The 20,361-nt window shown below is 45.9% G+C and carries 18 protein-coding genes and 3 tRNA genes; 9 read left to right on the top strand and 12 right to left on the bottom strand.

The genetic code is table 11. From position 1 onward, the window contains the following. Nucleotides 1–201: 201 nt before the first annotated feature. Together KO533_RS22015 and KO533_RS22010 are read right to left on the bottom strand one after the other, a co-directional pair. A complete protein-coding gene (locus tag KO533_RS22015) occupies nucleotides 202–2,481 on the bottom strand; it encodes an acyl-CoA dehydrogenase (protein WP_028760000.1) in 2,280 nt (759 codons plus the stop codon). A 16-nt stretch (nucleotides 2,482–2,497) separates the two neighbouring features. After that, nucleotides 2,498–3,136, bottom strand: a complete 639-nt coding sequence (locus KO533_RS22010; protein ID WP_028760001.1) for a TetR/AcrR family transcriptional regulator — start codon at nucleotides 3,134–3,136, stop codon at nucleotides 2,498–2,500. 220 nt (nucleotides 3,137–3,356) lie between these two features. On the opposite strand from KO533_RS22010, the gene KO533_RS22005 reads away from it, so the two are divergent. Next, nucleotides 3,357–5,222, top strand: coding sequence for a M2 family metallopeptidase (locus KO533_RS22005; RefSeq protein WP_219256158.1), 1,866 nt, complete (start codon nucleotides 3,357–3,359; stop codon nucleotides 5,220–5,222). 84 nt (nucleotides 5,223–5,306) lie between these two features. On the opposite strand, the gene smrA is transcribed toward KO533_RS22005, so the two are convergent. Further along, nucleotides 5,307–5,897, bottom strand: coding sequence for a DNA endonuclease SmrA (gene smrA, locus KO533_RS22000; protein WP_028760003.1), 591 nt, complete (start codon nucleotides 5,895–5,897; stop codon nucleotides 5,307–5,309). Between the two features lie 118 nt (nucleotides 5,898–6,015). On the opposite strand from smrA, the gene KO533_RS21995 reads away from it, so the two are divergent. Continuing rightward, nucleotides 6,016–6,591, top strand: a complete 576-nt coding sequence (locus tag KO533_RS21995) for a DUF4440 domain-containing protein (protein WP_028760004.1) — start codon at nucleotides 6,016–6,018, stop codon at nucleotides 6,589–6,591. A gap of 104 nt (nucleotides 6,592–6,695) precedes the next feature. Next, entirely contained in the window at nucleotides 6,696–7,214 is a 519-nt protein-coding gene (locus KO533_RS21990) for a YchJ family protein (RefSeq protein WP_219256157.1), read from the top strand. Nucleotides 7,215–7,384: 170 nt separating this feature from the next. Here the strand turns inward: KO533_RS21990 and KO533_RS21985 are convergent, their stop codons facing one another. From KO533_RS21985 to KO533_RS21975, 3 genes are all read right to left on the bottom strand, one after another. Further along, nucleotides 7,385–9,568, bottom strand: a complete 2,184-nt coding sequence (locus KO533_RS21985; RefSeq protein ID WP_198573477.1) for a GGDEF domain-containing phosphodiesterase — start codon at nucleotides 9,566–9,568, stop codon at nucleotides 7,385–7,387. 244 nt (nucleotides 9,569–9,812) lie between these two features. Further along, the gene (locus KO533_RS21980) at nucleotides 9,813–10,100 is read right to left on the bottom strand and encodes a DUF406 family protein (RefSeq protein WP_113939682.1); all 288 of its coding nucleotides are present in this window, start codon (nucleotides 10,098–10,100) and stop codon (nucleotides 9,813–9,815) included. Nucleotides 10,101–10,308: 208 nt separating this feature from the next. After that, nucleotides 10,309–10,797 (bottom strand): VC2046/SO_2500 family protein, encoded by a 489-nt coding sequence (locus tag KO533_RS21975; protein WP_219256156.1) that lies wholly within the window; start codon nucleotides 10,795–10,797, stop codon nucleotides 10,309–10,311. Between the two features lie 125 nt (nucleotides 10,798–10,922). Between KO533_RS21975 and KO533_RS21970 the strand changes: the two genes are divergently transcribed. The 4 genes from KO533_RS21970 (at nucleotide 10,923) to KO533_RS21955 (ending at nucleotide 12,764) form a co-directional block, all read left to right on the top strand. Continuing rightward, nucleotides 10,923–11,007 (top strand) — tRNA-Tyr (locus KO533_RS21970). A gap of 71 nt (nucleotides 11,008–11,078) precedes the next feature. Continuing rightward, nucleotides 11,079–11,163: transfer RNA gene (locus tag KO533_RS21965), tRNA-Tyr, on the top strand. Nucleotides 11,164–11,305: 142 nt separating this feature from the next. Then, a tRNA-Tyr gene (locus tag KO533_RS21960) sits at nucleotides 11,306–11,390 on the top strand. 228 nt (nucleotides 11,391–11,618) lie between these two features. Further along, nucleotides 11,619–12,764, top strand: a complete 1,146-nt coding sequence (locus KO533_RS21955) for a PLP-dependent cysteine synthase family protein (RefSeq protein ID WP_173244964.1) — start codon at nucleotides 11,619–11,621, stop codon at nucleotides 12,762–12,764. A 98-nt stretch (nucleotides 12,765–12,862) separates the two neighbouring features. Here KO533_RS21955 and queE read toward each other — a convergent pair whose 3' ends face one another. Continuing rightward, complete coding sequence (queE, locus tag KO533_RS21950; RefSeq protein ID WP_212600552.1) at nucleotides 12,863–13,531, bottom strand: 7-carboxy-7-deazaguanine synthase QueE; 669 nt, start codon at nucleotides 13,529–13,531, stop codon at nucleotides 12,863–12,865. 171 nt (nucleotides 13,532–13,702) lie between these two features. Here queE and queC point away from each other — a divergent pair, with 171 nt between their 5' ends. Beyond that, on the top strand, nucleotides 13,703–14,425 hold the full coding sequence (gene queC / locus KO533_RS21945) for a 7-cyano-7-deazaguanine synthase QueC (protein WP_028760011.1): 723 nt from the start codon (nucleotides 13,703–13,705) through the stop codon (nucleotides 14,423–14,425). After that, nucleotides 14,422–15,018 (top strand): rhombosortase, encoded by a 597-nt coding sequence (gene rrtA, locus KO533_RS21940; protein ID WP_219256155.1) that lies wholly within the window; start codon nucleotides 14,422–14,424, stop codon nucleotides 15,016–15,018. The genes queC and rrtA overlap by 4 nt, the downstream gene beginning before the upstream one ends. A 76-nt stretch (nucleotides 15,019–15,094) precedes the next feature. Here rrtA and uvrB read toward each other — a convergent pair whose 3' ends face one another. From uvrB to KO533_RS21915, 5 genes are all read right to left on the bottom strand, one after another. Continuing rightward, entirely contained in the window at nucleotides 15,095–17,101 is a 2,007-nt protein-coding gene (uvrB, locus tag KO533_RS21935) for an excinuclease ABC subunit UvrB (protein ID WP_219256154.1), read from the bottom strand. Between the two features lie 305 nt (nucleotides 17,102–17,406). Then, the gene (locus tag KO533_RS21930) at nucleotides 17,407–17,559 is read right to left on the bottom strand and encodes a hypothetical protein (protein WP_158497640.1); all 153 of its coding nucleotides are present in this window, start codon (nucleotides 17,557–17,559) and stop codon (nucleotides 17,407–17,409) included. A gap of 242 nt (nucleotides 17,560–17,801) precedes the next feature. Continuing rightward, nucleotides 17,802–18,563 (bottom strand): DNA adenine methylase, encoded by a 762-nt coding sequence (locus KO533_RS21925; protein ID WP_219256153.1) that lies wholly within the window; start codon nucleotides 18,561–18,563, stop codon nucleotides 17,802–17,804. Between the two features lie 146 nt (nucleotides 18,564–18,709). Then, nucleotides 18,710–18,931, bottom strand: coding sequence for a hypothetical protein (locus KO533_RS21920; RefSeq protein WP_219256152.1), 222 nt, complete (start codon nucleotides 18,929–18,931; stop codon nucleotides 18,710–18,712). Then, on the bottom strand, nucleotides 18,928–20,361 hold a 1,434-nt coding region (locus tag KO533_RS21915), incomplete at its 5' end, for a hypothetical protein (RefSeq protein WP_219256151.1). The genes KO533_RS21915 and KO533_RS21920, both read right to left, overlap by 4 nt.

Here is a 20,361-nt window from a genome sequence, read left to right as displayed (position 1 = left end):
AGCCAATAAAAAACCACCTCATGAAGGTGGTTTTTTTATATTGACTATTTTCTGTAAGTGCAGATTTCTGTTGATGAAGATTTGTTGGTCTCTCATTTCAGAGGGAAATCCAAACGGCCTAAGCGGCTTAGCTATCGAACTTAACACCGCTTAGACCAAACTGCACTAACATTAAACGCTAACATCAAACACTAACAGTCACTATAACGCTTCGAAATCATTCACATTAATTGCCGCTAAGCGCAGCTTATCAGCATGCTGTAACTTTTGTTCTTCGTCGGCAGTGATAACGCCAGTCTCGAGTGCTTTTGCAAACAAGACTAGATTCGGCACTTTTGCTGGCAACTCACCGGCACGCTGCGCTTTCTTCAGTTTTTTATAGATATCTTTACAGGCATATTGCGCGATAAATGCTTGCTCAACTTCAGCAATACCGCCCTTATCCCCTTCAAATTCAGGACATAAGAAAGTAATACGTTCGCGAGCAGGGCCAGGCTTCAACATGCCGCTAACTAAATCGGTCGCCATTTTGTCGCTCGGTGCAGTGAAGTGATTACCCAGCGGGAAAATTAAGCCGCGCAGTAACCAGGCCACAGGACGGCTCGGGAAGTTACGAATCGTGTCTTCCAACGCTTTAGCCGCCAAGTGCAAACGATTGGCCATTACATAACGTACCGCAGGCAAATCGTCCTGTTGACGGCCATTATCTTCAAATAACTTCAAGGTCGCTGAGCCTAAATACAACTGGCTGAGCACATCACCCATACGTGCCGACAGCATTTCTTTGCGTTTTAAATCGCCGCCCATGATCAGCATAGATAAATCTGTCATTAAGGCTAATGCAGACGAAATACGCGACATATCTTTATAGTACTGCTTAGTTTCACCGCTCACTGGCGCACTGCCAAAACGGCTACCGCTTAACGCGCTAAACAAAGCACTGAAAGCATTACGCGTGGCATAACCCATGTGACCCATTAATAACGCATCAAAACGCTCTAAGGCTTCATGTTGGTTTTCCATCGCTGCGGCTTCCATTTCGGCAAGCACGTATGGATGGCAGCGAGTCGCACCTTGACCAAAAATCATCAATGAGCGGGTTAGAATATTCGCGCCTTCCACAGTGATCGAAATTGGATTCGACATATAAGGGTGGCCTAAATAGTTTTTAGGTCCTAATTGAATGCCCTTACCCGATTGAATATCCATGGCATCGTTCATCACAGAACGGCCTAATTCAGTCATGTGGTACTTAGCTATCGCGGTCACGACAGAAGGTTTGACTTTAAGATCGATACCCGTGGTTGTTAAACGGCGTGCGGCTTCTAACTGATAAGTGTTGGCAATAATACGCGCCAGCGCTTCTTGCACCCCTTCAAACTGACCAATTGCCATTCCAAACTGGTGACGCACATAGCTGTAAGCCGTTGTCGTCTTCGTCGCCATGTGACCAGAAGCCGTTGCCAATGCTGGCAATGAAATACCGCGGCCCGCTGACAAACACTCAACCAGCATACGCCAGCCTTTACCAGCAAACTCAGGGCCACCGATAATCCAATCGAGCGGAATAAACACTTCTTTACCTTGAGTAGTACCGTTCATAAACGCCATTCCCAGCGGATTATGACGACGACCAATAACCACACCAGGATGATCCGTTGGGATCAACGCACAGGTAATGCCTAAGTTTTTCTTATCGCCAAGCAGACCTTCAGGATCGCGCATTTGGAACGCTAAACCCAGAACTGTTGCTACAGGAGCCAGCGTGATATAACGCTTATCCCATGTAAGTTTAAGCCCAAGCATTTCTTCGCCGTTGAAAATATCACGACACACAATACCTACATCGGGGATAGCGCCGGCATCACTGCCCGCTTCTGGACCAGTTAATGCAAAACAAGGAATTTCATCGCCTTTAGCTAAAGCAGGTAACCAGCGTTCTTTCTGCTCGCTCGTACCATAGTGGGTCAGCAACTCACCAGGGCCTAAAGAGTTCGGCACCATCACAGTAACAGCAGCGCTTACGCTACGGCTGGCTAATTTGCTGACAATGGTAGAGTTTGCATAGGCAGAGAAAGCTTTACCACCAAATTTCTTCGGAATGATCAGTGCGAAGAAACCTTCTTTCTTAAAGTATTCCCACAGCTCTGGCGGTAAATCCTTGCGGTTATGCACTATGTCGAAATCATCGATCATCGTCAGTGCTGTCATTACTTGATTATCAATAAAGTCTTTTTCTTCAGCTGTCAGCGTCGGCTTACCGTAGCTGTGCAAGGTATTCCAGTTAGGATTTCCGCGGAATAACTCCCCTTCCCACCAGACATCACCGGCTTCCATCGCTTCGCGCTCGGTATCTGAAAGTGGCGGCAAGACCTTCTTGAAAAAACTAAAAACTGGGCGGGTAATAAACTGCATCCGGATATTTTTCACCGCAAACAACACGACAATGGCTATCAGGGCAAGAATTATAATCGTCAACATTATCAAGACCTTTTAATTAAGAAGAAACGGGGACTGATACACCAGCCGCCATGTAGGGGATCACTTTACGGATCACGGCTTCGATGTCGTTATGCTCACCAAACTCAGCAGCAGCAATGTCATTTAGGGCATCAGCGGACGCCATAGTGAACACGATAGTGCCTAAGGTAAAGTGTAAGCGCCAAAACATTTCAGCGGGTGGAATATGTGGTGCACTGGCCGAAACGGCTTTAACAAAAGCATCGAGATGCTGGCCGTAATGGGTAGTAATAAACCAACGTAAATGCCCTTGGCTTTCGATATAGCCACGGCCTAAAAGCTGCAGGAAGATCGTGGTACCTTCGGTACGTAGCGCGTTTAAATCCAATAAAGGATCGACCAAAGAAGACAGGATCTCTTCGAGTGTAGCTTGTGCTGGAGCGGCATTTAAACGGTGAATTTGGCTTGAAGCAGCAGGCATAAATACGTCTAAATAGCGGGCTAACACTGCACGGATCAGCTCTTTTTTAGAACCAAAGTGATAATTGACCGATGCTAAATTCACCTCAGCTTTGCTGGTAATGAGTCGCAAGGAAGTCTCAGAAAAGCCCCGTTCGGCGAACAGTTTTTCTGCGGCATCAAGTATTCTAGTTTTTGTATCGGATCGACTTGCCATTCCGTGACCTTGAATTAATTTAAAACACTCGTTTAAATTAAACATTGGCACCACGGATGTCAAACTAAAATTGGACAAATTCACCGCTTTCTAGTCTGTGATACAAGCGGTATGTCGTACATGTCCGAATAAGTGTTAAAAACAAGTCAATTAACCCTTGTGCAATAACCCTGTGGTTTAGGTAAACTGTGTAACACAAAAACAACAAGGACAACTAGACATGGTTATTTCATTGAATCGTCGCAGTAAAATCGCCCTCACAGTGACACTCGCGCTGGGATTAACGGCCTGTAATGATGTACAAAGTAAAATAGACAAGACAGATACAGCAGAAGCAGCTGTCATCAATACCGCCCCAGATAAAGTACAAGCCATTGCTTTTATTAACGATGCTGAAGCCAAGATGGCCGAATTATCGATTGAATCTAATCGCGCCGAGTGGATTTACAGCAACTTTATTACTGATGATACCGCGGCCCTGTCTGCCGCAGTCGGCGAAAAGGTCAGTGCAGCGTCGGTAAAATTTGCAACCGAGGCGGCTAAGTACGCCAATGTAGAACTCGATCCTATTAATGCCCGCAAGCTCAATATACTGCGCAGTGCGTTAGTGTTACCCGCGCCGCTCGATCCTGCGAAAAATGCCGAGCTGGCGCAAATTAGTTCAGAATTAAATGGCTTATACGGCAAAGGAAAGTACTGTTTTGCCGACGGTAAGTGTATGACCCAGCCTGAGCTATCGAGCTTGATGGCCGAATCACGGGATCCCGCAATCTTGCTAGAAGCGTGGAAAGGCTGGCGTGAAATCGCCAAACCTATGCGTCCCTTGTTTCAACGTGAAGTGGAACTGGCCAATGAAGGCGCGAAGGATCTCGGTTATGCCAACCTGTCTGAGCTATGGCGCAGTCAATATGATATGAAACCCGATGATTTTTCACAGGAACTCGATCGTCTTTGGGGCCAAGTAAAACCCCTTTATGAATCTTTGCACTGTTATGTGCGCGGTGAACTCAATAAAGAATACGGCGATAGCGTCGCACCGACCACTGGCCCCATCCCTGCACACTTACTTGGCAACATGTGGGCCCAGCAATGGGGCAATGTGTATGATCTCGTCGCCCCTGACAATGCCGATCCGGGTTACGATGTCACTGAGTTACTGGCAAAGAAAGGCTATGACGAGCATAAAATGGTGAAACAAGCCGAAGGCTTCTTCACATCATTAGGGTTCGCACCATTGCCAGAAAGTTTTTGGGCACGTTCTTTATTCGTTCAGCCAAAGGACCGTGATGTGGTTTGTCACGCTTCGGCGTGGGATCTCGATAATCTCGACGATATCCGCATTAAAATGTGTATCCAAAAAACTGCCGAAGATTTTAGCGTTATCCACCACGAACTTGGGCATAACTTCTATCAACGCGCTTATAAGCAACAACCATTCCTGTTTAAAAACAGCGCTAACGACGGTTTCCATGAAGCCATTGGTGACACGATTGCCCTATCTATTACGCCAAGCTATTTAAAGCAGATCGGCTTATTAGAAGAAGTACCTGATGCATCTAAGGATATCGGCCTCTTACTAAAACAAGCCTTAGACAAAATTGCTTTCTTGCCCTTTGGCCTGATGATAGATCAGTGGCGCTGGAAAGTGTTTAGCGGCGAAATCACGCCTGCCCAATATAACCAAGCTTGGTGGGATCTGAGGGAAAAATACCAAGGCGTAAAAGCACCGACTGAACGTAGTGAAGCAGATTTTGATCCGGGTGCTAAATACCATGTACCAGGCAATGTACCCTACACCCGTTACTTCCTAGCGCATATTTTGCAATTCCAATTCCATCAAGCGCTGTGTGAAACTGCAGGCGATAAAGGTCCGGTACACAGATGCAGTATTTATGGCAATCAAGCCGCGGGAGAGAAACTCAATAAGATGCTCGAGTTAGGCTTAAGTAAACCTTGGCCAGAAGCATTGAAAGAAGTCACAGGCAAAGAAACGATGGACGCAAAAGCGGTGCTCGATTACTTCGCCCCACTTAAAACATGGTTAGATGAGCAAAATACCACCGCAAACCGCCAGTGTGGTTGGTAAGGGGTCATTAAATTATCACCCAATAACATAAAACAAAATGCCCAATAAAATTGGGCATTTTTATTCAATCCTTATCTGTTTAATCTAACGCCATCCCATTCCTTTGCGATTGGCTTCACGGTTTTCAAGCTTGAGCTGTTCAGACTTAGTTAACATCACATAAAGTGCCCCAGCACCGCCCTGCTCGGTTTTCGCCGAATGATAGGCAAGCACCATGTCGAGTTGTGATAACCAATAGCACACAGCGGATTTGAGCAATCCTGCAAAGGGTTGACTCTGATAGCCTTTACCGTGGATCAACATGACACAGCGTTCACCATGTGCCTGCGCTGCCAGTAAATAGTTAAGGACGGCATCACGAGCTTGGTTTAACCGATAAGCATGCACATCAAGCTCCATCTTGATGCTGTATTGCCCCATTCGGAGTCGTTTAAAAACGCCGCCTTGTACCCCCTCACGCTTAAAGCTCACAATGTCATCTGGCGCTTGCTGTGGAAATACTTTTAAATCCAGTGGCATACACGCTAGGAAGGCTTCCCGTTGTAAAGCATCGCGTCTGTGTATTTGCTCAGCCGTCAACGCTTTCGGTGCTAAATTTACCACTGGCATATCGCCTTTTAGTGGCACGACTCCAGCCATTTCCTCAAAAAACAGTGCTGATTCATCATCCAGCATGGCAAGCTCCTTTACTTCACACTCTTGTATAGAAACACACTTTGTAAACATTCAAGGCTTTAGTTCAGCGGGCGCCTCCATTATAGTGACGCCATGATTGCCAGATTAGAATAAAGTAATGAAATTTTTGCCGCTAGTCCTGATGTGCTTATTGTCACTGCCAAGCTTAGCCAATCCAGCTAAAACTCATACAAAATCCACTGATGATCAATTGATCAACGCTAATTACCCTTTGTTTATTAGCGCTTTTAATCAATTGTCCCCTGAGGTGACCCGTGAGATTTACGCTGATGACGCTAGCTACTTATCTGAGAGTCAAAGTAAAGAAATTTACTATGGACGAGACAATATTGTCGCCATTTACAAGAAGTTTTTCGATAAAATCCGTGCCAAAAAAGCCACTATCGACGTGGATTTTCGCATTACTAAACGCAAAATTATCGGTAATGGTGCCATAGATACAGGCTATTATTTGGTTCGATTTTACCCGGCACAAGAAACCGGAGAACCTGTGAGTGAATTTGCTGGCAAATTTGCTATTGGTACAGAAAAAGTCTCATCCACCCAATGGAAAGTGAGCTTAGATACCAATAACCGCGCAGAACCTAGCTATTATCTGAATGCGAAACCGGTACCTAACTTATATTATGGTCGCCAATTTCCGCCTTTACCTGCGGGTAAAAAATTACCCTAATGTTAATGCCGATTACGTTTAAATGGACTATCTCACATCTAACGCATTTAGATAGAAATCGAATAAATTTAAACAAATACAATTAAATTAAAGATTTAGCTAACATGACTATAACTACACAAGCCTGCCCCTGTAGCAGTGGGATAAGCTATCAAGATTGCTGTGGTCCACTGCATACGCATGTAGACACTGGGCAAGTGATTGCCCGCACACCTGAACAGCTTATGCGCTCACGCTACTGCGCATTTGTATTGAAAAATTTTGATTACATTTTAAAAACACATCATCCAGACTATCTAAATGGCCTTACTCTCACGAGCCTCAATGCTGGTCCTCATCCACATTGGTTAGGATTAGATGTACAGAGCAGTACTGAAACACCAAGCCACAATGCTCAAGCGGCGATAGCTGAACAACGACATGGCACAGTTACCTTTAAAGCTTGGTATAAGCTCGATGGTGAAATTGATGCTATCTATGAGCGATCCGAATTCATCTACCAAGCAAGTCGCTGGTATTACAGCCAAGGCCAGCAAATGACGGCTAAATTACCCGGTAGAAATGATCTCTGTATTTGCCATAGTGGCAAAAAATTCAAACAATGCTGCTTAAAATCTCGATAGGTATACAGTGCTGAACTGCACTGGAAAATTACGATGAAGGTTTATAGTGCTAATTGAACAAGCACAGAGATGAATAATAAAGGCAACCTAGATTACAAACCTAGGTTGCCTTTATTTTATCGTGAGCAGCACATTTGAAATAATTGTGACTTAGTGGGTTATGTGTAACTTTAGTGAGTTATGACCGAAGCGCTTTTAGCCGACAAGATAAATTGTGCAAACTCAGGCTCCCGTAATGCAGGACTATAGAGATAACCCTGTGCCTGATGGCAAAAACTTTTCGCTAAAAATGCTTCTTGCTCAAGGGTTTCAACCCCTTCTGCCGTCAAAGATATATTTAATGCATTCGCCATGGCGATAATGGCTGACACAATTTCGCGACTTTCACGGCTGACGGTAAGATCTGAAATAAACGAACGATCAATCTTAAGTTTACTGATCGGAAACTGCTTCAAATAACGCATAGAGCAGTAACCCGTCCCAAAATCGTCAATCGCGAGCCCTACGCCTAATTCCGCTAATTCTTGGCATAACAAGGTCGCGTGGCGAATATCACCCATCAATTCAGTCTCTGTGATCTCTAAGATTAACGTCTTAGGTTTCAAGCGATAACGTGTCAACAACTGCCACACTTGCTCGAATAAATTACCACTGAAGAACTGGCGGGCCGACACATTCACATGCATTGTCATATCTGCATTATGATGCTGCCATAGGTTCAACTGTCGACAAGCAGCCTCTAAAACCCAGCTGCCGATAGAATTAATCATCCCCGACTGCTCAGCAATATCAATAAAGGAAGCTGGAAATAACACGCCTCTTTTAGGGTGATGCCAACGGATTAAGGCTTCGGCGCCAATATAGGTATTCTGCTCAAGATCCCTCAGAGGCTGATAATAAAGCTCAAACTGACGACCACGGATCGCACTGTGTAAATCACGTTCTATCTGCGCATCCTCTTTAAATGCACTCAATAACGTGCTGTTAAATACTTGGATTGCAGTGCCTTTTTTCTTTTTAGCATACTGCACTGCAATATCGGCACAGGTTAATGGGGCAAACAAACTCGCCACAGAGGCAATATCAACCACAGCTAAAGCAGGCTTTGGTTCGACTTGCTCGCGGCCGATTAAAATAGGCATAGCAAGATGTTGATACAGGCGAGTACTAAAATAATCGAGATCGTAAACCGCATTATCATCGGTCAATAGCACTGCAAATTCATCGCTGCCGACGCGGGCAATTTCGGTGGCCTTATTAATCTCAGAAAAATGTTTCAAACGGCGGGCAATTTCTATCAACAAGCTATCGCCATTTTCATGACCATAGGTATCGTTAAAACGCTTAAATCCCACTAAATCAACTAATAACAACAGTCCCTTCGTGGTACGTTCAAGGACTCGATTAAAATGAGTACGGTTATGTAGTCCCGTTAATCCACAACGCCAAGCAAGCCGTTCAAGCTCTGACTTATAGTTATGCTCGTCGGTATTTTCTTCACACGAGACCAAGGCATAATGATTACCGCGATCGGTAATGAACTGACTCAGCACGTATGTCAGCCAATAACGACTGCCATCGGCACGACTAAACTGCACTTCGCCTTTGGCAATTTCGCCCCTAAAGATTTGCGCTAGGGTTTGCTCGGCTAATTGGGCATGCTGCTTGAAAAAAGCCAACTCACGAATATTCGCGCCGATAATCTGCTCACGGGGCATGCCGGTGATTTCACTGTGCGCCTGATTCACATACTCGACTTTTTCAGTATGCAGATTAATTAACATACTGATTTGTCGAGATTGTTCAGTGGCACAGCGAAATAAACTCAAGCTTTCTTCTTTATCGTAGCTGTGTTTTGTCGCTAAGGTCAGGGCTAATTGGTCGGCCATCTGGCACGCGAGGTGAATTTCACTGTCATGCCAGTGGGGAGTCAATTGTGCCCGCTCAATGCAGAGCACACCTTCAAGATGACCATTGATGCGAATGGCGATGTCAAGACTCGAGTTGATTTGCCGCGGGATAAAATAGCACTCAGCCAATTCACTTAAACGTGGATCGGTCAGGGCATTGCCTGCATCGATATGGCGCAAAGTTTTGAGCTCGTGTACATACCGGGGGCAATCTTGTAATAACTTAGGTCTATGAATGTCTTGCAACATCATAGAACCAAATTGTGCGACGAGTGATTGGGTTTGTTGATCAGATGAAAAAGTCCACACTGATACCAAAGAAACCGCTAAATTCTGGCACAACAACTCTGTGGTTAACTCTGCCGTCTTTGTGAAATCGCCCTGCTGTTTTGCAGTTGACTGTACCAAAGACTCCAATAAATGCTGATGCTGACGTCGCTTCACGCTGGTTCCCTACAAAACTTCGTGTTGGGCTAAAGGTCTTTGCTGTTAGCAAACTTACCTCAAAATGTGGAATTAAGCTGATTGAATTATTCTTATTTGGAGGCAGATTACACTAACTGTTGTAAGCACAGCAACATGTGGCACAATTTATTACAATTTGGTTAACAATAGCAGCATTTTTAGGCAATTAGCGCGATTTCCGGATATCCATAACCGACTAAAAACTAAAGTGCTGCTTTAAAAATTACAGGCCGTTTTCCAATTGAAAAATCATTTTTTCCGCGCTGACATTGAAGGTCAGCAGTAAGTCGACGCCTTCAGTCTTAGTTACAAATTCAGTTTGCACTTCAGCAAATCGAGTTTGAGCGCGTGTTGCCATGCTTTCGGCATCCGCTTGAGCGCTATCGCCAACAAAATTTAACGTCAATAACGTATCGTGTTCATCAATAACGGCGCCGATATCGACAAAGCTGCCGCAATCGGTGCAAGTGTCATTCACTGTCGGGCTCTGTGCTTCTATTATGCCTTTCATCTGTATTCCTTAATGTATAGAGCGACTGATTAACGGCATCACTAAAATATGCTCGTTAAATTTTTAACGCGGTAAATTTTAACTCGATAGGTTAATACGAATTATAGGTAATTAAGCTTCAAGATAACTGGCTTTAGCTCACGCTTATTTATCGAAATGGATCAGATTGACCTGATGGGTATTGAAGATAACTTGCGGGAAGACTGCCTTAGGCTGAGGCGAGCAAAGGCACAAGATTACGTTGGATTGCCAATTGATCAGCAAAGTGCATGATCTCGACTTTGGGTGCGGTTAATTGGCCCCTTTGCCTCATCTGAGTGACATGGTCACAGTTACTTAACGCTTCTGCCATTGCGACTGACTCGCCGCCACGGATGACTAAGGCTTCCGGTCGCAATGCTTGTTGTAATTGAAACGCACGTGGACCTTGATCCATAAAAATACTGCTGTTATCAACCACTGGTTCAGCAGACGATAAATCCGCCATTAAACTTTGCTGCGGTGGTAATTCGAACTGACGCTGTAATTTTTGTGCCATATCGAGTTCATTTTGCCATTGGAATTGTGCCATGTCCCGTGCGTCAACCGACAGTAACGACAGCAACAGGGCGAATTCGCCCCGTCTGTCGTTTTCTATCGCCGCGTTTAAGCGGGTGCCAATTTGGGCTTCGTTGACTAAAGGAACATCAATTTGCATAAAAAAACATCGTCAAAACAATTCGTTGTTAGTTAATCGACCATTTGATACATAACTTTAGGAATATTTTTAAATTGGGTATTTACATGGAAAAGGTTTCTGACTACTATGGCGGCCGCAATTGAGGAGGGGTTCCCGAGTGGCCAAAGGGATCAGACTGTAAATCTGACGGCTCAGCCTTCGAAGGTTCGAATCCTTCTCCCTCCACCATTTGCACTGCAAGTTTTATCGTGTTGTTCGAAAATGATGTAGAGTTTTACAAAAGCGTTAAAGGTATTCGTGGAGGGGTTCCCGAGTGGCCAAAGGGATCAGACTGTAAATCTGACGGCTCAGCCTTCGAAGGTTCGAATCCTTCTCCCTCCACCATCTTTATCTCTAACGCAGAGAATCATTTTCAAAAACTAAACATGGCCAATGTTTAGTTTTGTCTTGATAAACAAGTCCGTTATTGATGATGTTTTGAAAGACAATTTTAAAAGTCAGTTGTAAAGCTAAAAAGAAAGTTTGTGGAGGGGTTCCCGAGTGGCCAAAGGGATCAGACTGTAAATCTGACGGCTCAGCCTTCGAAGGTTCGAATCCTTCTCCCTCCACCATTTCTTTCACTCTCGCATATCCTTCTTGTTCCACTTCCGCATAGTCTTTTCCAACTTAATCTAATTATTTCAGCTTAATCTAATTAAATTCTTAGTATTTCTATGTTAAGTAAACCTCTTGGTTAACGACATTTTTTGATTTCAATTACGTCGTGCTCTACTTTAAGCGAATGACTTCAAGCTCATCCAATAAAACCGCTTTGCCCGTCCCTGTGATATGCTCTGAAAATGATCCCTTTCGATGTGACTACTATGATTTCTAACACGATTCAACCACCAGTGGATTCTCACAGCGCTCACAGACTCTGCCCAACATGGGAAGCCCACGCGATAGGCAAGATTGAAGCGGATTTTCAGCGCAGCGCCGATACCCACTTGATTAAGCTTGAATTACCTATGCTCGATGGCATAGATATTTATCTTAAAGATGAAAGTACCCACCCGACAGGGAGTTTGAAGCATCGCCTCGCCCGCTCACTCTTCCTCTATGCCCTGTGTAACGGCTGGATTAAGCAAGGCACGCCAATTATCGAATCCTCATCGGGCAGTACGGCGATTTCTGAAGCCTACTTTGCCCGCTTACTCGGTTTACCTTTTATTGCCGTAATGCCCAAAAGCACAGCTAAAAAGAAGATTGAGCAGATCACTTTCTATGGCGGCCAATGTCATTTTGTCGATCATTCCAGTGAGATTTACGCAGAATCGGCGCGCCTTGCCGCAGAGCTCGGCGGCCATTATATGGATCAATTCACCTACGCCGAGCGTGCAACCGACTGGCGCGGTAATAACAATATCGCTAACTCGATTTTCAATCAGATGGAGCGCGAGCCACACACGATCCCGCGCTGGATAGTGATGAGCCCAGGCACTGGCGGCACATCGGCGACCATAGGCCGCTACATTCGCTATCAGAGGTTGGCAACACAACTTTGCGTGGTCGACCCGCAAAACTCCGTTTTTTTTGATTTCTATCAGAGCGGCGATGCCAGCTTAACCTGTTGCAATGGCAGTAAGATTGAAGGCATAGGTCGACCGAGAGTCGAGCCATCGTTTATTCCTGGTGTTGTCGATACTATGCTGCAAATTCCCGACGCCGCATCAGTGGCGACGATTCATTGGTTAGAACAATTAATTGGCCGTAAAACCGGCGCATCCACAGGAACCAACCTGTACGGCGCATTGCAACTTGCAGTACAAATGCAAGCGCGTGGAGAGCAAGGCTCAATAGTGACCCTCATTTGTGACTCGGGTGAGCGTTACCTTGATACTTATTACGATACAGATTGGATTACAGCTAACATCGGCGATATTGCGCCCTATCAGCGCCAACTTGCAGCATTTAATCATTTCGGCCAGTTAAGTGAGCTTGATTAAGCAACTGTATTAAGTCGTTAGGTTTAGAATCCACAAAACATCCACCATAAAAAACGCCCCACAATTGTGAGGCATTTTTTATGCTTTGCAGATTAGCATTAATCAATATTCAAATACTTATGGGTCTGGATCGATAAGCGCCAATTACGGGCGATACACACTTTCATCGCCAGTTCTGTCGCTCTAGGCTTTTGACTAATCGGCTGCAGGCAAATCGTTTTCGCTGAAATATCGATGTCTTGCAGTAACTCATCAAGTTCATCGATGTGATTTTCAGTGGCGATAGGATGCTTAATCTCATTGGCGCGGTTCAGCGCCTGTGCTAATACCTGATAGCCCCCTTTCATGTTCACCTTGGGTGATACAGTCACCCAAGTGTCATCGGCACAGTTGATTTCGAAGGTGCCACTGGTTTCGATTTGAGTCGCAAAGCCTTGGCTGTGCAAGGTTTCGGTTAATTCGCGTAAATCGTACATACAAGGCTCACCGCCGGTGATCACGATATGCCGCGCAGTAAAACCTTTAGCGTGAAAGGCAGCGATAAGACTTTGCGCCGTATGATCAGCCCAGCGACCAATGGTGCCGTCTACGGTAATCACTTGCTCTGGCGAGACCCTATTGGCTTCAAGCACATCCCATGTCTGTTTCGTATCGCACCAAGCACATCCCACGGGACAACCTTGTAGGCGGACAAATATGGCGGGTACTCCGGTAAAGACACCTTCACCTTGAATGGTTTCAAATACTTCGTTGACAGGGTAGTTCATACTGACGTTCCACTTTTCTGGGGCGGCATTTATAGTGGATTTTAGCTTGAGCTGCAAGTTTTTGCGCCGAGAAAGCCTATTTCGACCCTATAGTCAGAGTTTGCAAGCCCTAAGGCCTGAGTTACACTAACGCCCTATTTATACCTGTTCTACGGTGAAGTGAAATCCTTTATGTCAACGAGCTTAGTGTCAAAAACAGTGGTGTCCAAAGCAGTGGTGGTATTCAGTGGCGGACAAGACTCAACAACTTGCCTTATTCAAGCCCTAACCCAGTACGATGAAGTACATGGGATCACTTTTGACTACGGTCAACGCCACCGCGAAGAAATTGAAGTCGCCAAATCCTTAGCAAAACGCCTGAAGATCACCAGCCATAAAGTCATGGATGTCACCTTACTCAATGAGTTAGCTATTTCAGCCCTCACCCGTGATGCGATACCGGTTTCACACGAGTTGATGGAAAATGGCTTACCCAATACCTTCGTGCCCGGCCGTAATATTTTATTTTTAACGCTTGCAGGTATTTATGCCTATCAATTAGGGGCGCAAGCGATTATCACAGGCGTGTGTGAAACCGATTTTTCAGGCTACCCAGATTGTCGTAACGATTTTGTCAAAGCGATGGAATCCGCCTTAGTTCAAGGCATGGATAAACAACTAAAAATCATCACGCCTTTAATGTGGCTCAATAAGGCACAAACCTGGGCACTGGCGGATAAATATCAGCAACTTAATCTGGTTCGCCACCATACTCTCACCTGCTATAACGGCGTGATTGGCGATGGCTGTGGTGATTGCCCTGCCTGTCATCTTCGCAAACGTGGATTAGATGACTATCTACAGAATAAAGTAGCGGTCATGGCTGAGCTTGACGCCAGCGAGCCAAAAGCATGACACGCAGTCCCTATTGGGTTGCGCTGATGGTGAGTCTGATCTGTGCGGGTTTGTATGCCGCAGGCTTAGCGAGCCCCGCTGTCGATAACCTACTCGCCTATCGCCGCAGTGCAATTAGTGAGGGTGAATGGTGGCGATTAATCACAGGAAATTTACTGCACACGAATCAATGGCATCTATTGATGAACCTTGCAGGGCTGTGGGTGGTGCAATTTTTGCACCATTTTCATTATCATCTCAAAGGCTTAAGTGCACTATTTTTCGTGTTATGTTTACTTGAAGGTATAGGCTTGTATTTAGGCTATCCGCAATTGCTCGGTTATGTCGGCTTAAGCGGTATGTTGCATGGCTTGTTCGCCTACGGCGCAGTGCAAGATATTGTCCGTAAGCTGCGCTCAGGCTATCTGCTGCTCGTTGGCGTTATCATCAAGGTCGGTTACGAACAGCTTTATGGTGCCAGCAGTGATGTCACCGCCATGATAGGTGCGCGCGTAGCAACCGAGGCGCATTTGGTCGGCTTAATCTGCGGGCTGATTTGCGCTTTAGCAGTGTTTATCAAGCTAAAAATGAGCCAATCAAAAGTCCCTGCTTAATCCAAGTCAAGATATTAAAAAGCCGTCGCTGCATGATTGCTGGACGGCTTTTTTAATGCTGAGCGCAAGAATAAATCTAGGCTTTGATCAACAGGTCCCGCAGGTGCTTGACTTCATCACGCATTGCCGCCGCTTGTTCAAACTCTAAGTTGCGCGCATGTTCATGCATCTTCTTCTCAAGCTGATCGATTTGATGGCTCAACTCTGCCGCATCGGCTTTATGGTAATGGGACTTAGGCTCAGCCACTTTGCCATACACAGCTTTACTGTCGCGGCCATCATCCACATCCATCACATCGGTGATCCGTTTAACGACGCCCTTAGGCGTGATACCGTGTTTTAAGTTGTGCGCCCGCTGACGTTCACGACGTCGGTCAGTTTCACCTATCGCTTTCTCCATCGAATTGGTGATGCGATCGGCATAGAGGATCACTTTACCATTGACGTTACGCGCCGCGCGGCCAATCGTTTGGATGAGCGAGCGCTCAGAGCGCAAGAAGCCCTCTTTATCGGCATCTAAAATACACACCAATGACACTTCAGGCATATCTAAGCCTTCGCGCAATAAGTTGATCCCAACCAATACATCAAACTTACCTAAACGCAGATCGCGGATGATCTCAACCCGTTCGACAGTGTCTATGTCCGAATGCAGATAACGCACTTTTACGCCATGTTCGTCGAGGTATTCAGTCAAATCCTCCGACATACGCTTAGTCAGCGTCGTCACTAACACCCGCTCATTGACGGCCACTCGCTTGGCGATTTCAGACAATAAATCGTCCACTTGGGTCCCAACGGGGCGCACTTCTAATTCAGGATCGAGTAATCCCGTTGGCCGCACGACCTGCTCAGCAATCTCGCCTTCGCTCTTTTCCAGCTCGTAGGCACTCGGTGTTGCCGACACATAGATAGTTTGCGGCATCAATTGCTCAAACTCTTCAAATTTGAGGGGTCGGTTATCCAAGGCGGACGGTAAGCGGAAACCATATTCCACAAGTGTGGTTTTACGGGAACGGTCACCTTTGTACATAGCGCCGATTTGCGGCACAGTCACATGGGATTCATCGATAATTAATAAGCCGTCGGCAGGCAAATAGTCGAGCAAAGTTGGTGGCCCTTCCCCCGGTGCGCGGCCAGACAAATAGCGCGAGTAGTTTTCGATGCCAGAGCAGTAACCCAACTCCACCATCATTTCCACATCGTATTGCACCCGCTCATGGATACGCTGGGCTTCAATTAACTTGTTGTTATCGAGTAGATATTGCTTACGCTCGCGTAGTTCTTCTTTAATAAACTCAGTGGCGGCGATGATTTTTTCCCGCGGCGTGACATAGTGTGTTTTAGGGTAAACCGTCGTACGGGCGATACGTTTAAGAATATGGCCCGTTAATGGGTCAAACTCACTTAAACGTTCAATCTCATCGTCGAACAACTCGACTCGAATGGCATTACGCTCAGAATCGGCGGGGAAAATATCAATCACTTCACCGCGCACACGATAAGTACCACGTTGTAGCTCAATATCATTGCGCTTGTACTGCAATTCACTGAGACGAATTAAGATGTCACGCTGCCCCATCACATCGCCTTGGCGTAGATGCAGCAACATTTTTAAATAGGAATCGGGATCGCCCAAGCCATAAATGGCCGACACCGAAGCAATCAGCACCACATCTTTACGTTCTAACAGCGCCTTAGTGGCGGATAAGCGCATCTGCTCAATGTGAGCATTAACCGAAGCGTCCTTTTCGATAAAGGTATTTGACGCAGGTACATAGGCTTCTGGCTGATAGTAATCGTAGTAAGAAACGAAATACTCGACCGCATTATGGGGAAAGAACTCTTTCATCTCACCATAAAGCTGCGCCGCCAAGGTTTTATTAGGCGCCATGATAATCGTGGGCCGACCTAATTTTTGGATCACATTGGCAATCGTGAAGGTTTTACCTGAGCCCGTCACCCCGAGTAAGGTTTGGCAAGCCAGACCCGCTTCGAGTCCATCGACTAATTTGGCAATCGCTGTAGGTTGGTCGCCTGCGGGGGCGAATTGCGATTCAAGCTGAAAAACAGATTCTGACACGCGCACATATCCTTTTAGTGAGTCGCCCCATTCTAATCAAGTCACCGACTAAGCTCCACAGTTATCCTTCCTGTCGTCATATCAATACGATCTAAAACCGCAAGATGACAATTTAAAGGAAGAAACATGAAACTTTTAAACTAAGGCGTTTTCAGCGTTTTTTGCTCACAAAATACCCGCAAACTAAGCAAAAATGCCAATTTAATACACAAGAAATCAATTTCGTTCGATTACAAAATTGCAACCTTGTTTTCACCCTCAACAAAAACCACTTGCTTTTAGTATGCATTTGATAATGTTTAAATTTATTTTTGAACCCCAAAATAGTGCATTTTAAGTCCGCCGCCCATACCCCAAGGCTTTGGCGGCCATTTTTCAGGACAACTCACAGGGTTATCCACAGATTTTGTTGATAAGTCGAAATAACCTAGAAACCACGCGGGATTGGAGGCTGTCATGTGTCTTAACAACCGTCTCTCGGCATTTAGTAATTTAATTACATTTGATAAATGTTGCTACTTGTGTAGCGCGCCACGAGATTTGATAAACGAATTCACCTAAATTGAAAATTAGTGATTAATCAATTACTCGTTGGTTCACTTAGTCTGATAAATATGGGTTCACTCAATTTGATAAACTTCTCAATAAGCCCCCTAAATCGAGAGCTATTGAGTCTTTTCTACTTAGTTAATACGTTGGTCTACCAGTTCCAAATGAGCAGTTCTTGCTGCTCTCCAGAGCGTTTTGAGCCTCCTACGGTGTAACGTATTCCAAGCGTCTTCATTTGTAGCCCAGCGAATGCCTCGCGCATCTCTGGTATGTCATTCACGCTGATCACCATCTTGCCTTTGATTGTCTTCGCAAGCTCGGCCATCAAGGCATATTGCTCTAGTCCAAAATCTACACCATAACCTGCGGTACTCCAGTAAGGCGGGTCTAAATAGAACAAGGTTTCTGGCTTATCGTATCGTCTTACGCACTCAGCCCAGTCCAACCGCTCGATATAGGTTCTTGCCAAGCGTAGATGAGCAACGCTGAGATCTTCCTCAATCCTTAACAAGTTCAAACCAGCGGGGCGAGACGCTGAACACCCAAAATTCTGACCTGATACTTTGCCGCCAAACGCCAGCTTTTGCAGATAGTAGAAGCGACTCGCTCGCTGAATATCGGTTAGTGTTTCAGGGTTAGTATTCTTCTGCCATAAAAACTCTTCACGGCTAATTAAAGCCCATTTAAAGTGCCGTATAAACTCCTCTAAATGGTGTTTAATGACTCGATAAAGATTCACCAAGTCGCCATTCATATCGTTGACCACTTCCACCCTTGCCTCGTCCTTGCTGAAGAACATTGCTGCACCGCCGCAGAAGGGTTCGACATAGGTATGGTGTTCAGGGAATAGCGGTAAAATCTGCTTAACTAATCTACGCTTACCGCCCATCCAAGGGATAATCGGTTTTGGCATGTGAGCCTCCTTTTTTAGGATTTTTTTATGCTAGGCTCGGTTCGCCGTGTCGACGCGGTGAGGGAGCCTTGGTTGGCTCACAGGGTCTAATCCTGTGTGTTGACGGTCTAGCAGTGTTGGTAGCATTGCTAGACCGCTCTCTTTTATCAAATCTCTAATTCAACATACGTCAGATCGGCGGCTTGCCCTTGGATCTGACCATCGACGATATACACTTTCCCGCTTGCAACTGAGTCACCCAAAACAGTCTGATAACTGCCATCGGCGTGCTGTACTGTCGTGGTGCCATTCGACACGCTAATCACAGTGGCAACACTACGCTGCGGCTTAGGGTTTAAGTTCGCTAAGCGTTGATAGATGTTGCTCATGCTGCCACCTCATTACGCAATAGCGTCACGGTTTGATTCACTGTAACCATCCCCGTTGACTCATTAACGCTGCCACTAATGCTGAAGCTTTCACACACTGACTTAAACACCTCGGCACCTTTGCGAACCCCAATTAACATGCCTGGGCGCATGGGTGGTAAATCCGCCATGACCTTAGCGCGAATGCTGTTTTGCACCTTATTACCTGCGTTGGCTAACTCGGCCGTTGCGCGCATTCTTGCGGCTTGATTATCAGTGATTAACTTATCCACTATATCACCAGCAAAGTTGTCACCAGCGGTCCCGAAACGTTTCACTTTCGCCGCCACGCCTTGTTGTTCACCACGCACAAACACCGCATTAGCATCGGGACGAATGTCGATACGCTCGTTAAATTCGAGGATCACTCCATCGTGCAAAATCACATCGGGAATTGCGCTTGCGGTATTCCAAGGCACGACTGGCCACTGCGGGATCACCGTTATAGTCTGAGTTTCATCGTTCACATCGAGCATGGCCCCAATGCTATTTGCCATCATGTTAATCGCTTCAGCGGGTGTTTTAGCGGCATAGCTAAAGGCGTTTGCGGGTACAGGGTAATCACTAATTTTACTGGCGACAGTCCACCCAGTATTGGCCACAATATCGGCCATTAAGCCAATAAAGCTGCGGGCTACCACGTTCACATAGTTGATGGCCTTTCGGTTCGGGCTGGCGAGTGTGGCTAAGCGACCTCGACCTGTCGCGCTATAACTGGTTTTACCGAAGGCTTTAGATTCGCTGGCAGACTCACAAAGCAGGTAAAAGTCATAGCCGTTAATGCTTATTTTCAGTAATTCATTGGCGGCACGCTCAGCATCAATACGGGATGAAAACGCTAAGCTTCCGCTACTGGCCCATTGCGAACGGGATTGAGAAATGGATACAGATTTGAGCACCACAGCAACGCCGTCACTCACACGAACACAACTGATTTGAGGCTGCATGAGGTAACTCCTTCTGATTTGCGGTTCGATAGGGATCTTAAAATCAATGGTGGGTAAGGATGGATTTGTGCCTATCAAGCCGCCGCCCTCATCCCAGTAACATATGTTTGGTGAAGGGGTAAAGTTGAGCACAATCGGGGTGGCTGCATTTACCCAATGATCGCTAAAGTTAATGGTGATCTTGCCTTTGGGTGGTCGATACTTACTCGAGCACACCCACCGCGCAGCATGTGGCCCCCATGCTATTCCTTTCATATCGCCTGCGGCACGAATATTCGAGTGGGCAAGCTTAACCTCAGTCGCGACTAACTCACCTTGCCTTAAACCCAGTGCGATAATCTGCGTGGTAGCCTCTGGTTGCCGCCATAGCATTTCAACCCGTGATGGCACGGATTCTGGCGATAGCCATAGGCTATTGGCTTGCGTACCATGTAACTGTGGCAC

Origin of the sequence: Shewanella sp. NKUCC05_KAH (assembly GCF_019345585.1) — a bacterium.
Lineage (GTDB): Bacteria > Pseudomonadota > Gammaproteobacteria > Enterobacterales > Shewanellaceae > Shewanella > Shewanella oncorhynchi.
This window is presented reverse-complemented; position numbering and strand designations above follow the sequence as displayed.